Below are 13,485 nucleotides of genomic sequence, written 5' to 3' on the forward strand. Positions count from 1 at the left end.
CCCGCCACAGGCATTTATGCAAACGGTGTTTAACCCAACACTGTCAGCGTTGGCGCGTTACTTGTTGAAGCATACGAGGCGCTTGTTGACGAACTCGTCGATGCCGAGCGCGCCGAGTTCGCGGCCGAAGCCGGAGCCCTTGACGCCACCGAATGGCATGTCGACGTCTTCGAAGGTTGTGCCGTTGACGCCCACCATGCCGGCTTCGATGCCTTCGGCGAAGCGTTCTGCACGGCCTTCCTCGACTGCGAACACTGCGGAGCCCAGCCCGTATGCGGTGTCGTTGGCGAGTTCGAGCGCTTCTTCGTCGGAAGTGACCTTGTAGACGCTCAAGACTGGGCCGAAGAGTTCTTCGCTGTAGCCGGTGGTGCCCTTCGGGATGTCAGTCAGCACGGCTGGCTGAACGTAGAAGCCTGGACGGTCCAGGCGGGTTCCGCCAACACGAAGGTTCGCGCCTTCGGAGACGGCGCGCTCGAGCTGATCCACAAGACGCTCTGCGGCTTTCTCGGAAGAGAGCGGACCGAAGACGTTCTCGCCCTTCTCCATCGGGTCGTGCGCCTGAAGCTTCTCGGTTTCCTTGACGAGCTCGTCGAGGAACTCATCGTAGATGTCCTCCATCACGATCAGCCGCTTATTCGAGTTGCATGCCTGGCCGGTGTTCTCGAAGCGGATCGCGATCGCGTCGCGTGCGGCCTGGCGTGGGTCCTCGCTCGAGAGGATCACGTACGGGTCATTACCGCCGAGCTCAAGGACGGACTTCTTGAGAGCCTTACCGGCGGTTGCGCCGACCTCGCGGCCTGCACGTTCCGAACCGGTCAGCGAGACACCTGCGACTTCTGGGTTCTCGATGAGGGATGCGATCTGCTCGTGAGAAGCGAAGATGTTCTGGTAGACGCCTTCCGGAACACCCGCATCGTCCATGATCTTCTGGATAGCAAGCGCCGAATCTGGGGTGGATTCCGCGTGCTTGAGCAGCACGACGTTACCGAGCATGAGGTTAGGGCCGGCGAAGCGTGCAACCTGGTAGTACGGGTAGTTCCACGGCATAACACCCACGAGCGGACCGAGCGGGCGCTTCTGGATCACGGCCTTGCCGTCTTCGTCATCCTTGATGACCTCGTCAGCGAGGAACTCTTCGGCGTTCTCCGCGTAGTAGCGGATGATCTCGCCGGAGAACGCCGCCTCGCCGCGGGCTTCACCGAATGGCTTACCCATCTCCTTGGTGGCGATCTCGCCGAGTTCACGGCGGCGCTCCACGAACAGGTCAGCGACCTTGGCGAGGATCTCACCGCGCTCCTTGACGCTCTTGGCGCGCCACTCCTTGTAGCCCTTCACGGCTTTGTCGAGGGCCTCGCTGATTTCGGCGTCAGTGGTGTGTGGGTATTCGTTGTTGACCTGGCCGGTTGCCGGGTTGATTCCAACGTAGGACTGGGACATTGTTCCTGCTCCTTTGTTTTCACTTGCTGCCGATGTTGGCGGCTAAATCCTTGCTTGTTACGGTCAGGTTTGGTGTGGTGCGGGCCGGATGGCTGGCCTCGAACTGCGCGGCGAGCGCCAGCAGCGTGTTGTCTGAATACGGTAGGCCCGCGAATGTGATGCCCACCGGCATCCCGGTGCGCATCGCTCCCATCGGTACGGTCACGGTCGGGATGCCGAACTGGCGTGGGACGAGGTTGCCGTTAGCGACCCACACCCCGTTCGCCCACGCTTGATCCGCTGATTCCGGGTTCGTGTCGGCATCGGCTGGGCCCACATCGGCCATCGCTGGGAAGGCGATAGCGTCCAGGCTGTGCCGGTTCATCCAGTCGTCGAAGTCGATCTCGCGGATCCGGTTCATTCCCGCGATCCCCTCCCCGATGCCTGGGATCTCGGCGAGTTCACAGAAGCCGCGTTCCCGGATCATGTCCGGGTAGGTAGCGATGTCGTCATCGAAGCCCACATAGCGGTCTTCGAGCGCGCCGTCCGGGTGCGGGAAAATCTCTGCCCCGTCAACGTCAGCCAGCGTTGCCGGGCGCGGGGCGGTGTTGTCATTGCCGGCTTCAGTGGCCTCAGCGTTGGCGCGCAGGAAGCGCTCCCAGGACCACGCTGCGAGGTATCCGACCTCGTCAGTGAGGTACTCGGAGCTGACCAGCCCGCGGCTTGAAATCGTGTGAGCTTCGGGGCGGTCACCTTCATAATTGCTGACTACGGGGAAGTCCACAATCTCCACGCTAGCGCCCGCCTGCTCAAGAACGATACGGGCTTTCTCCCATAGCGCAATGACGTCGGGGTGGGTGTGGATTTTCTGCCCCATCGGGCCACCCACGCCAGTGTCCGCCGTGCGGTCCCCGCCGGTTCCTGCGTGTTCGTCTTGGTTGATGTACATGCCCGGGACGCCGATGCGCATGCCAGCCAGCGGGCGCTGTTGAGCCAGCTCGCGATAGTCGGCGGGCCGCACTTCGGAGGCTTTCGGGATCTCAACCCAGGGTTGTTCGCGCCAGAAATCGCCTGCGTGCGTGTGATCGTCGGCGACGATCACATTGAGGACCTCGAGCATGTCCGCCATCGACCGCGTATGGGGTACGCACACGTCCATCGTGGGCACCAGCGGCCAGTTCCCGCGCATCGAAATCACTCCGCGGGAGGGCGTATAGGCGCACAAGGCGTTGCAGGATGCCGGGGCGCGGCCCGAAGACCATGTCTCCTCCCCCAGCCCGAAGGCCGCGAAGCTCGCGGCGGTCGCGGTACCCGAGCCGTTCGAGGAACCGGACGCGAATGCGCTTGTGAGGTAGGCGCGGTTATACGGGGATTCGGCGCGGCCGTGCAGGCCGCGTTGCATTCCGCCGTTAGCCATGGGTGGCATCGTAGTCAGGCCCAGGCAGATCGCGCCGGCGGAACGCAACCGTTCGATCGTGAACGCATCCTCCTGCGCCACGAGGTCCTTGAACGCGGGCGAGCCCGCGGAAACCGTGAGTCCGCGCACCATATAGGACTCTTTCGCGGTGTACGGGATCCCGTCCAGCGGCGAGGCGGGCACACCGGCGCGCCTGCGGGCATCCGAGGCCTCGGCCTCAGCTAACGCGTCCGGGTTGTGCACGATCACCGAGTTGAGCTCGCCATCGTAGGCGTCGATGCGGTCCAGATACGCGCGCACCAACTCAACCGCGGTCACCCGGCCTTCTTCCAGCGCAGTGCGCAGCTCGGCGATGCTCGCCTCAACAATGATGTCCTCAGCAGCGTCGCCGGCATCAAAAACCTTGATCATGCCTCAACCGCCGGCTGTTGTTGGGTGATGCAGTGGATTCCGCCGCCGCACGCGAAGATCTCGCGGGCATCGACGAGCTCAACCGTGCGGCCCGGATAGGCTTGCTGCATGATTTCCACGGCCGCTTGGTCGTTCGGGTCGTTGAATCCGCACAGGATCACGCAGTCGTTGCCGACGTAGTGGTTGATGTAGGAGTAATCGACCCAGCCTTCCTCATCGGTCAGCACCTGCGGGGCCGGGACCTCGATGATCCGTAGCGGCTCGCCGGCGGCATTGGTTGCGGACTCGAGCACGCTCCTGATGGTGCGGGAAACCTCGTAGTCCGGGTGTTCGGGGTTGTTTTGCATGTGTAACAGGACGTCGCCGGCCGGGGTGAAGCACGCGACGATGTCGATGTGGCCGCGGGTTCCGAACTGTCCGTTATCGCGGGTCAGGCCATACGGCACCCACACGGCATGGGTCGTGCCGAGTTTGCTGTGGATCTCGCGCTCGATTGCCTCGCGGTCCACACCGGGGTTGCGGCCCGGGTCCATCTGCACGGATTCGGTCAGCAGGACCGTGCCCTTGCCGTCGATGTGGATCCCGCCGCCCTCGTTGACCAGTTGCGAATCCACACGCGGCACACCGGCATGCGCGGCAACGCGGGAGGCGAGTAGCGCATCGTGCTCCCACGCCGCCCAGTCCTGGGCACCCCAACCGTTGAAAACCCAGTTGACTGCCGCGAGCTCGCCGTCTGCGTTGCGCACGAATGTGGGGCCGGAATCCCGCATCCACGCATCATCCAGCGGGGCCGCGAAATACTCGACGTTCTCACCCAAGCGGGCACGCGCTTCGGCCTCATCTTCCGGGTCCATGACCATGACAACCGGCTCGTAGCGAGCCACCGCGAGCGCGACCTGCGCCCACGCGTCCCGTGCACGCTCAAGCGATTCTGAGCCACGCGCGCCGAATGTGTCATTCGGGGTTGGGAAAGACATCCACGTACGTTCGTGGCGTTCCCACTCCGGTGGCATCACATATGCGGCGGACTGGTTGGTCACGGGCGGTCCTCATCCTTTACGGCGGTGTTAGTTTCGGCAACGATCTTCTCGCCAGTGTCCCCAACGGTGCGTGCCTCGCCTCGTTCGAGGGCCTCGCCGACCACATCCCCCATGTAGGTGTCGGTCGTGGAGTCCACCCTAGGCAGAGTTTCACCGCGGAAGAACGCTGGGTTCTTGATCGCTGTAATCACCATAATAGTGACCCCGATCACAAGGACGCCCATTCCGAGGATGAATACCATCCCGATGCCACCCAGCGAGGAGCCGGAGCCGTAGCCTGGGTCGAGCGAATCGTAGGCGGTCTTGAAGAACATGATCAGCAGCATGATCCCGCCCAGCAGCGGGAAGATGAGCCGGGTGAAGATGGTCTTGGTGCTCTCAAAGAGCTCGCGGCGCAGATACCAGACGGCGGCGAGCGCGGTGATCCCGTAGTAGAAACACACCATGAGCCCAAGCGCGGTGATCGTGTCCCACAGCGCGTTTTCGCTCAGCAGGCGGGTCACGATGTAGAAGGTTCCGGCGGCGGCCGCGGAAAAAACCGTGGCAACGGACGGCGTCCGGTATTTCGGCGAGATCTTCGCGAAGCTCGGCGGCAACGCCCCGTAGTAGCCCATCGCAAGTAGGGTGCGGGATGGCGAGACCATCGTCGACTGCAGGGATGCGAAAGACGAAGCCATGATGCCCACCGCCATCGCGAGCGCGAATGGGCCCATCACCGGGCCAGCAAGCGCTGCGAATATCGATTCCTGATTATCAGGGTTACCGGCACCCAAGCCCTCGTCCCCCGTGCCTGCCCACGCAACCACAGCGAGTGCAACACCGATGTAGACCGTCATGATCACAAGCATCACGATGAGGGATGCGCGAGCCGAGGTGGTCTTCGGGTCTTTCGTCTCCTCGTTCATGGTCAGGGTTGTATCCCAGCCCCAGAACATGAAGATCGACAGCGAAACACCAGCCGCGATCACCGAGAAGTCCCCCGCCGAAAGCGGGTTGAACCAGTCCAGGCTCACCGGGGTCGCATCGAACGCAGTGCCTTCGTTAACTCCGCGGAACGCCATGAAAACGAAGCCACCCAGCACGATGATCTGGACCAAAACCAGAACGTATTGGACGGTCTTGGTCGCCTCGACGCCCACATAGGAGATCCACGCGGCCAACGAGATCAGCACGATCGTTGTGGGTATGTTGACCCACAGGTTACGTGTCAGCTCCGCGATCTCAGGGTTGCTGAACAGTTGCGCAAGCATCAGATAGAAGAAGTCCACCGCAACTGCCGCGAGGTTAGACAACACGATCACGGTCGCAGCGATCAGACCCCAGCCGCCCATCCACCCGATCCACGGGTTGAACGCCTTGGTTGCCCATGTGAAGGACGTCCCCGAGTCAGGGACCTTGTTGTTGAGCTCCTTGTACCCGAAAGCGACCAACAGCATCGGGATGAAACCCAGCAGCAAGATCGCGGGAACGTGCGTGCCCACCTCGGAGATCGTAGGCCCCAAGCCAGACGTGAGGGTATAGGCCGGCGCGATGCACGAAACACCGATCACCACAGCACCGAGCACACCGACCTTACCGGCCGCAAGCCCCTTGCCAGAGAAGCTTTCACTCCTCGAAAGTTTTTCCGTTGAGGTGGCCAAGCGAAACCATCCCCTTCCATCAAAACCGCGGGCTCACGTGACCGTGGCCGCGACCGAATCACCGCGGTGCAGGAACCACCACCATGGGAACAGAGATTGCACGCAGAACACGTGCCGCGTGGGAGCCCAAGAACGCACGCCCAGCAGGGGCCAAACGTGAAGATCCCACAACCACAACCTCGTCCGGTTCCCAATCAAGGCGCCGCACCGATTTCTCGATCTCCTTGCCAGCCACCACCTCGGTGGTCGCCTGGCCGGAGCTAATCATTGCGCGAGCACGCTCACCGTGCTCGCCACTACCTAGCCGATCCAGCTGCTCCAAAACGAAAGCCTTCATCGTCTCGGCACCCGGAACACCCGTGTGGGCCGCCGAGGACTTACCCGTCTCAGAGGCTTGCGCGAACGTCACCAACCGCACCCGGGTCTCGGTCGCTTCAGCGGCCGCAAGCGTTTCAGCGATCACCTGCATACCGCCCGGCCGGTCGCCGAACAGCGCGGTGATACGGCTTAGCGGGCCATGCCCTGAATAGCCGCGAGGCGCCAGGACCACCGGTACATGCGAACTGTGCAGCAACGCCTGGGCAACCGAACCGATCCGATACCGCCCCAGCACACCGCCGGCACGGGCACCGATCACGATCGCCTCCGCATCCACCGCGCGCGCCTGAGACAACAAGCCTTCAGCGTCCGATGAGGAGGACACCACGTGCCCCACCGCGCGAACACCTTCCGGGACCGAAGCGAGCGCCTCATCGAGCCAGCTCTGCAGCTGACGGCGCAAAACACGCTCATAACCGGCACCCTGAGACACAGCGGCAGCGTACGGCTCCGCTTCCGGGGCGACCATGGTCACGTGAAGCTCCGCATCGCGTCCCGCGGCGAGCGCGATGCCCAGATTCAGGGCGTCACGGCCCGCCGCGGTCGCGACGTAACCTACAAGGATTCGACGGGATGGAACTGGCACGGTGTCCTCCTCACCTTCAGCACCCCTGTTTCGGGGTGGGTGTGAACGTTAACGTGCTTCCAGGATGGCACGTGCAGCGGCTTCACCCATACGCACGGCACCGTCGACGTGCTGATAACCCTCCGCCGCGATGTCGGAGCACGCGTAGAAGATCGGCCCGGTCGGCTGGTTCTGGAGGTGGCCCCAACGGCTCAGGCCGCCGAGGTCATAGCTGGTTGCGTATGCGCCGCGGGTCCATTCCTCTGCCGCCATGTCGGAGAGGTAGAACGCGATCGGTTCCATGGTCTTCGGGCCAAGGTAGTCAGCCATCGCAGACAGGATCCGCTGCTTGCGTTCCTCTGCAGGCAGCGCCCACATCTCTTCGGCATAGACGTCGGAGACGAAACCGACGAGGGTTCCGTTCATGTCTTCTTCCCCGCTGGTTCCGCCGGCGAAGTTCTTGCCGTAGTTGGTGTTGTCGTAGACCTCCTGAACCAGGCGGCCGCCGCCGAAGCCGGTACCGGAGAGGCCTTCTTCACGCCAGAACGGGGTCTCGTAGACCGCGTGAACCTTGATGACCAGGCCCATCGAGATGTGCTGGTGGGCTACCTGCTGTTCGCGTGGCAGCGGCGGAACGAACTGGATGCGGTTGTACAGGTTCGGCGGTACCGCGAGTACTGCGGCTTTCGCGTTGACGGTGACCTTATCGGAGACCGCGGTCACCGGGCCGAGCACACCGTTTTCAACGCCGTTGCGCACATCGGCGGCAATCTTGTTGAGCTCATCGGCGGTCGATGGGTCTGGGGTGGCCCATTCGAGTTCACGCACCGGGCTGCCGAGGAACACGTCCTCCCCCAGGTGCTCAGCGAGCGTGAGCGATACCGACTGCATACCGCCTTCAACGCGCTTATCCAGGATGAAGTCCTCATCCACGAGGTTGGAGAAAGAACCCGCCGATGCGGCCATGAGAGCGGCCTGCAACGCGGAGAACGTGTGGGCTGGCTTAGTCAGCATGCCGGACGCCACGTAGATCGAGACGTTGTCGATCGCCTCTTGATCGTCGGTGTGTTGAGCGAGGAAGTCCTTGAAGGAGATCGAATCCAGCTCGGCTGCGCGTTCGGCTGCCCACGGCTCGGTTGCCCCGGCTTCCTCAGCGACCGAGTTCATAAGGTCGATGAGCTTATCCATCTCCTTATTCGTGGACTCCTTGACCGGCAGGCGGTCGCCTGTGTATTCGTGGCGGTTACCCTCCGGATCCACATAGATCGAGGTGCCTTCGCGGTAGCGCGGGAACGTGTTCAGACCGAGCTCCTCAACCAGCTCAGTCAGCCGCGTCTGGTCTGGGGAGATCCACTGCCCACCGATCTCGATGAAGTGTTCCTTACCGTCCGTTCCGGCGACCTTACCGTTCCAGGTGCGCCCGCCCACGCGTTCGCGTGCTTCCAGCACGGCGACCGACTTGCCGGCCTTCTTAAGGGTGTATGCGGCCATGAGTCCTGCTGGCCCTGCACCGATGACCACCACATCGCGGTCGATGGTTGGGTTCTGAGCGTTCGTCATTGTTATCGCTTCCTATAGGTATGGATTCTCGATAGAGGATGTTTCGTTTGAGTTCTGTAGTGATGCCCGCGGCGCTAGCTTGGTGGCTGCGTCGTTAGCTCAACACTGCGCCGTTAGTTCTGCGCGAGGGCTTCGAGGATGATGTCGATGCCTTCGGTGAGCAGTTCGTCGCTGATGGTTAGCGGCGGCAGCAGGCGGATGACGTTGCCGTAGGTTCCGCAGGTCAGGGTTACAACACCCTGTGCGCGGGCGGCGTTGGCGATGGCGCCGGTGAGTGCGGCATCCGGTTCGCCGGTGGCTGGGTCCACGAATTCGATGGCCTTCATCGCACCGCGGCCACGCACCTCCGCGATGCGATTGTCCTTTTCCTGTGCGGCACTGAACTTATCGGTGATGATGTGGTCGATTTCTTGCGCGCGTTCGGCGAGCTTTTCTTCTTCCATGACCCTGATCGAGGCGAGTGCCGCCGCGCATGCGACTGGGTTGCCGCCGTAGGTTCCACCGAGCCCGCCGGTGTGGACGGCGTCCATGATCTCGGCGCGGCCGGTCACCGCGGAGAGCGGCATGCCGCCTGCGATGCCCTTCGCAGTCGTGATGAGGTCCGGTTCGATGCCTTCGTGTTCGCAAGCGAACATCGAGCCGGTGCGGGCGAAGCCGGTCTGGACTTCGTCTGCGATGAACAGGACGTCATTGGCTTTGCACCATTCGACGATCGCTGGGAGGAACCCTGGTGCTGGGGTGATGAACCCGCCTTCGCCTTGGATTGGTTCCATGATGATCGCGGCGAGGTCCTGGGCGCCTACCTGGACTTCGATCTGTTTGATCGCCCGGACGGCGGCTTCCTCGCCGCTCAGGCCGTCGCGCAGCGGGTAGGAGCCAGCCACGCGGTAGATCTCTGGCGCGAACGGACCGAACGCCTTCTTGTAGGGGTTGGCTTTCGCGGTCAACGCCATTGTGAGCGTGGTGCGGCCGTGGTAGGCGTGATCGAATGCGACGACGGCGGTCTTGCCCGTAGCGGAGCGGGCGATCTTGACGGCGTTCTCAACGGCTTCTGCACCCGAGTTCAGCAATACGGTGCGGGTTGGGCCAGAGATCGGGGCGAGCTGGTTGAGCTTTTCAGCAACCTCAACATACGCCTCGTATGGGGTCACCATGAAGCACGTGTGGGTGAAGTTCGCGACCGCTTCCTGGACCGCGGCCACGACCTTAGGGTTAGATGCACCCACGGTGGTCACAGCGATGCCGGAGCCGAGGTCGATGAGGCGGTTGCCGTCGACGTCTTCGATGATACCGCGGTCGGCGCGGACAGCGTAGGTTGCCATGGTCCCGCCGACACCGGCGGATACCGATGCGCGCTGTCGTTCAGCTAGCGCCTGGGCCTTAGGGCCCGGGAGGTCAGTTGCGAGGTGGCGGCTTTGCTCGAGTGGAGCGCTCGGCGTGCTGGCGTTGGTGCTGTCCGCGTGCATTGTGGTGTGAACCTCCCGGTGAAAACGGATCGCAGAAAGTTGCGTACATCACATTCTGTTCCGAAATCATTATGACTGTCTAATCAGTTATCGGCATAACCCCTATAACGAATGCGCATAGACTGGGAATTATGGACATCGAGCATCTGAAAGCCTTCGTAGCGGTCTCTGAAGCCGGTTCCGTCTCCTCCGCGGCTCGAGACCTCGGCATCACACAGCCGGCAGTGACGCGACAGCTTCAGAAGCTCAGCCGCGACGTCGGGCTTGTGCTGTTTGATCGCGTTCCATCCGGACTCACGCCTACCAAAGCTGGCCGCGATTTCCTCCCTGCCGCCAAGAAGCTCCTGACCAAGTTCCAGCACACCCTGGACTTTGCGGAACTACTCGCCCACGGCAGCATGCGTGAAGTGACGATCGCGGCACCCGGTACCACGCTCATCGATGTCGTGATTCCGTTCGTGGCTACGCTGGATCAGTCCGAATGGCAACCAAACATTGTGGAGGCGTCCTTGGATGCGAGCTTGCAGGACACGATCGCTACGTCCGATCTAGCAGTGATGCCTTCCGCTCCATCAGCTCATATCCCCCACGTCCAGCTCCAAAAGATGCCGGTGTGGGCATATGTTTCCGCGCAGCATCCTTGGGCTGAGCGCCGCAGTGTTACGCTCGAGGAGCTCGCCCAGCACACCATCCACATTCCATCGCGGGCATTCAAAGCCCGTCGCGTATTCGATGGCGCATGCGAAACCGCTGGACTCTCACAACCTGACATCATCGAAACCAACTCAGGCCGCGTAGCCCAAGCGCTCGTCGCGACGGAGGGGGTCGCTGTGGTGACCGAAGACCCGAGCTTCGACCTCGTTCCGTTGCGCATAACCAACAGGGGTCATGAGCTCACCGTGACCCTGCACGCGGCGTGGCGAGCGGACCACTATGGGCACGAAAAGCTCGCCTCCCTCGCCGAGCAGCTACGCGTCTTTGTGCGCAACCGCTACGCGAGCTGAACCGGCCGCTACGCGCATGGCGGCATGCATACCCGCGCTACGCGCGCGTCGGCGGCACGCACTGCCCCCTCTATACCCGCAACACCACGATGATCGCGATGACCGCGATCGCTACAACCATGACCGTCATCCACACCACCGGCCCCAGCGGTGGCGGTTGACGCTCTTCGAAAGATTCCGCCATGCGGCGCAGGCGGCCGCGTTGGGTTGTGGAAACCCACATGGCGCCAACAAACGTCAGCGCGGTCCCCAGCAGCAATAGCGGGCCCATGTGCCCGTACCAGCGCACACCCATGAACCCGGCGACGACCGCGGCGAGCCCCGTACGGGACCACGCCAACGATGTCCGCTCCGGCTGAAGCCCCACATCGACTGGCTCTGGAAGCGGCTCTGGAGCCTTGATCGGGATGCGTTTGCGCACCGCACGGCTGATGGTCACGCCCGTTTCCTTGACGGTGTGCCACCCAGTGCTGAGACGGACCCGGGTCTCCCGACGCCCGTTGCTTCGGCGTTCAGGCATCAGTTCGTCAGCACCAACCCGACGGCGGCACCTGAGCCAGCGGCCGCGATCAACGCAAGGATTGGGATGATCAACGGGACAGGCAGCGGATGGTCGTGACGCATCGCGCGTTCAACACGCAACCAACGGAATGCGGCCCCTAGACCGATCAGCAGGCCCATCGCGATCACGGCGATCGCAACAGATTTACGTAGCACCGGGTCCCAGTTGCCGACCTCAAAGGCTTCCAGCGCGACACCGCCGGCTACGAAAGCCAAGGACGTGCGGATCCATGCGAGGAACGTCCGCTCGTTCGCGAGCGTGAAACGAGGATCAGGCTCTTTACCGGTCGGGAACACTCGCCGAGCGATCGCGCTCTGATGCGCTGGCGGGGTCACTGGGCTGCGACCGATCTTTTTCTGCGACCTATCGGAGCGGCTACTGGGCGGGGTACTGGACATGACACCAATCTAACGCACTCACACGCTAAGGCCCGGGGTGTGACTTTAGCCGAGAGGTTCCGCGAAGTCGCCGTTCTTCTGCCGGAACTTGCGCAAGATGCGGTTCAGCGTAGCGATCTCGCGTTGGGTGAAACCGGTTTGTGCGAAGAGTTCACGGTTGAGGATCTGGGTGGTTTCCTCGCTGAGTTCCCGGCCGGCTTCGGTGATGGCCAGCAAGACGGTGCGGGCGTCATCCTGGCTCGGGGTTTTAGTGATGAGGCCGTCGCGTTCAAGCCGTTCCGAGGCCGCGGTGACCGATGTGGGGTGAACCTGCAGAACGCGGGAGGCTTTCGACATCGCCATGGGTCGGCGCGCGAACCGGAGCACCATGAGCATCTCGTAGCGGGCGAACGTGAGATCGAACGGCCGAAGCAACGCTTCGGCGCGGCCGGTGAGGATCTGGTTGGCGCGAACGATGCTGGTGACGGTCGCGACGGGTTCTGCGACCTCGCCCCACCCGGCTTTCTCCCAGTTGGCTTGGGCTGCGGCGATGGGGTCTTGAGGTAATGCGGCTGACATAATGGTGAGTCTAACTGTACGGGACTTAGCTGCAGGGATCTGGTGAGCGGAGGCCGCGGACCGATGTCGATGCCGCGGCCTCCGTTGAGTGTGAGCGAAGTGAGTGGTGATGGCGGGTTATTTCGCCGATACCTCGATCTTGACGTTGTTTTGGTTGATCTCGTAGTCGATGCGCAACGGCTTGTTGTTTGGCAAGAAGTTGCCAAGCTCGTTGCTTTCGATGCTCCCCTTGCCCTGTTTTCCATAGATCATGGCGTCCATGAGCTTCTCAACGTCTGGTGACTGGTTGCTGCTGTTCAGGGTGATCAGAGACAGGCCGCAGGTGACGTCAGTGAACCCCTCGCCGCTGTTCGACCCTTGGTAGGTCATACCGTCGTCAGTTGCCCGCCATGAGGACTTTCCGAACTGCCACTCGCAGAAGGGAGGAATGTCCTTGAAGGACTGGAGGGTAGCTCCGGTGTTTGGGTCTATAGAGCCCGCGTTAGGTGGTGGAGCGCCGATCGACGGGGTGTGGCTTGGGTCAAAGGAAGGCAGGTTGATGTCACTTGGGGACGTTGATTTTGGTCCGAATGGGTCGTCAGTCGAGTTAGGGCCGGTAGATCCACCTGGCACAGATAGCGGTGCAGGAATGGTTGACATCGCCTCAGTTGGTGCGGTTGGACGGTCAACGTCGAGGGTATTGCTTTCGCGTTTGCTCCACGGACCCCACACAAACATGTAGACAAGCCCCGCGATCAACGCGACCACCAGGACACCGATGAGCCACCACAGCCACGCACGGTTCTTCTTAGGACCGCCGCCGTTCTCATCGCCAGGGTTGCCGTAATACCCCGGCCCGCCCAGGCCCGGATATTGCGGCCCACCTTGATGTGGGCCGCCCTGCTGTGGCGCACCGAATTGTGGGCCACCTTGCTGTGGCGCGCCATATTGACCCTGCTGACCATAACCTGGTTGACCATACTGCTCCGGCTGGCCGTAGGGCTGTTGACCGTCTGCCTGGCCGGGCTGTTGTGGGCCCGGAGGCATCGAGTTTCCTGAGGTCATGGCGCTACCTTCCAGGTGTGAGCCGT

The 13,485-nt window shown here is 62.5% G+C and carries 12 protein-coding genes; 1 reads left to right on the forward strand and 11 read right to left on the reverse strand.

Features of this window, described 5'->3' with window-relative positions:
- Positions 1-57 precede the first annotated feature (57 nt).
- From HMPREF3175_RS08215 to gabT, 7 genes are all read right to left on the reverse strand, one after another.
- Positions 58-1,437, reverse strand: coding sequence for an NAD-dependent succinate-semialdehyde dehydrogenase (locus HMPREF3175_RS08215; RefSeq protein WP_035756449.1), 1,380 nt, complete (start codon positions 1,435-1,437; stop codon positions 58-60).
- 19 nt (positions 1,438-1,456) lie between these two features.
- Positions 1,457-3,244, reverse strand: a complete 1,788-nt coding sequence (locus HMPREF3175_RS08220) for an amidase (RefSeq protein ID WP_052048492.1) — start codon at positions 3,242-3,244, stop codon at positions 1,457-1,459.
- Positions 3,241-4,284, reverse strand: a complete 1,044-nt coding sequence (locus tag HMPREF3175_RS08225) for an agmatine deiminase family protein (RefSeq protein WP_338110355.1) — start codon at positions 4,282-4,284, stop codon at positions 3,241-3,243. Before HMPREF3175_RS08225 ends, HMPREF3175_RS08220 begins: the two co-directional genes overlap by 4 nt.
- The gene (locus tag HMPREF3175_RS08230; protein WP_083289516.1) at positions 4,281-5,924 is read right to left on the reverse strand and encodes an APC family permease; all 1,644 of its coding nucleotides are present in this window, start codon (positions 5,922-5,924) and stop codon (positions 4,281-4,283) included. The genes HMPREF3175_RS08225 and HMPREF3175_RS08230 overlap by 4 nt, the downstream gene beginning before the upstream one ends.
- Before the next feature lie 58 nt (positions 5,925-5,982).
- Positions 5,983-6,888 carry a universal stress protein gene (locus HMPREF3175_RS08235; protein ID WP_035756451.1) on the reverse strand — a complete coding sequence of 302 codons (906 nt, stop codon included), beginning with the start codon at positions 6,886-6,888 and terminating at the stop codon, positions 5,983-5,985.
- Between the two features lie 48 nt (positions 6,889-6,936).
- Positions 6,937-8,427 (reverse strand): flavin monoamine oxidase family protein, encoded by a 1,491-nt coding sequence (locus HMPREF3175_RS08240; protein ID WP_070491814.1) that lies wholly within the window; start codon positions 8,425-8,427, stop codon positions 6,937-6,939.
- Between the two features lie 113 nt (positions 8,428-8,540).
- Entirely contained in the window at positions 8,541-9,893 is a 1,353-nt protein-coding gene (gene gabT, locus HMPREF3175_RS08245; protein ID WP_070491817.1) for a 4-aminobutyrate--2-oxoglutarate transaminase, read from the reverse strand.
- Positions 9,894-10,024: 131 nt separating this feature from the next.
- Between gabT and HMPREF3175_RS08250 the strand changes: the two genes are divergently transcribed.
- Positions 10,025-10,897: a LysR family transcriptional regulator gene (locus tag HMPREF3175_RS08250; RefSeq protein ID WP_035756457.1), complete on the forward strand. Its 873-nt coding sequence runs from the start codon at positions 10,025-10,027 to the stop codon at positions 10,895-10,897.
- A 70-nt stretch (positions 10,898-10,967) separates the two neighbouring features.
- Here HMPREF3175_RS08250 and HMPREF3175_RS08255 read toward each other — a convergent pair whose 3' ends face one another.
- The 4 genes from HMPREF3175_RS08255 to HMPREF3175_RS08270 all read right to left on the reverse strand — a co-directional run bounded on the left by HMPREF3175_RS08255 (position 10,968) and on the right by HMPREF3175_RS08270 (position 13,459).
- Entirely contained in the window at positions 10,968-11,336 is a 369-nt protein-coding gene (locus HMPREF3175_RS08255) for a DUF202 domain-containing protein (RefSeq protein ID WP_052048493.1), read from the reverse strand.
- A gap of 80 nt (positions 11,337-11,416) precedes the next feature.
- Complete coding sequence (locus tag HMPREF3175_RS08260) at positions 11,417-11,857, reverse strand: YidH family protein (protein WP_083285592.1); 441 nt, start codon at positions 11,855-11,857, stop codon at positions 11,417-11,419.
- Positions 11,858-11,902: 45 nt separating this feature from the next.
- Positions 11,903-12,415, reverse strand: coding sequence for a MarR family winged helix-turn-helix transcriptional regulator (locus tag HMPREF3175_RS08265; protein ID WP_035756461.1), 513 nt, complete (start codon positions 12,413-12,415; stop codon positions 11,903-11,905).
- Between the two features lie 117 nt (positions 12,416-12,532).
- Positions 12,533-13,459, reverse strand: coding sequence for a hypothetical protein (locus tag HMPREF3175_RS08270; RefSeq protein WP_141742508.1), 927 nt, complete (start codon positions 13,457-13,459; stop codon positions 12,533-12,535).
- Between the last annotated feature and the right edge of the window lie 26 nt (positions 13,460-13,485).

Origin of the sequence: Arthrobacter sp. HMSC08H08 (assembly GCF_001807575.1) — a bacterium.
Lineage (GTDB): Bacteria > Actinomycetota > Actinomycetes > Actinomycetales > Micrococcaceae > Pseudoglutamicibacter > Pseudoglutamicibacter albus.

Excerpts from the sequence above, each read along its gene's own strand:
- HMPREF3175_RS08260 (WP_083285592.1), bottom strand. The coding sequence starts at position 11,857 with ATGTCCAGTACCCCGCCCAGTAGCCGCTCCGATAGGTCGCAGAAAAAG.
- HMPREF3175_RS08215 (WP_035756449.1), bottom strand. The coding sequence starts at position 1,437 with ATGTCCCAGTCCTACGTTGGAATCAACCCGGCAACCGGCCAGGTCAAC.
- HMPREF3175_RS08270 (WP_141742508.1), bottom strand. The coding sequence starts at position 13,459 with ATGACCTCAGGAAACTCGATGCCTCCGGGCCCACAACAGCCCGGCCAG.
- gabT (WP_070491817.1), bottom strand. The coding sequence starts at position 9,893 with ATGCACGCGGACAGCACCAACGCCAGCACGCCGAGCGCTCCACTCGAG.
- HMPREF3175_RS08240 (WP_070491814.1), bottom strand. The coding sequence starts at position 8,427 with ATGACGAACGCTCAGAACCCAACCATCGACCGCGATGTGGTGGTCATC.
- HMPREF3175_RS08265 (WP_035756461.1), bottom strand. The coding sequence starts at position 12,415 with ATGTCAGCCGCATTACCTCAAGACCCCATCGCCGCAGCCCAAGCCAAC.
- HMPREF3175_RS08250 (WP_035756457.1), top strand. The coding sequence starts at position 10,025 with ATGGACATCGAGCATCTGAAAGCCTTCGTAGCGGTCTCTGAAGCCGGT.
- HMPREF3175_RS08220 (WP_052048492.1), bottom strand. The coding sequence starts at position 3,244 with ATGATCAAGGTTTTTGATGCCGGCGACGCTGCTGAGGACATCATTGTT.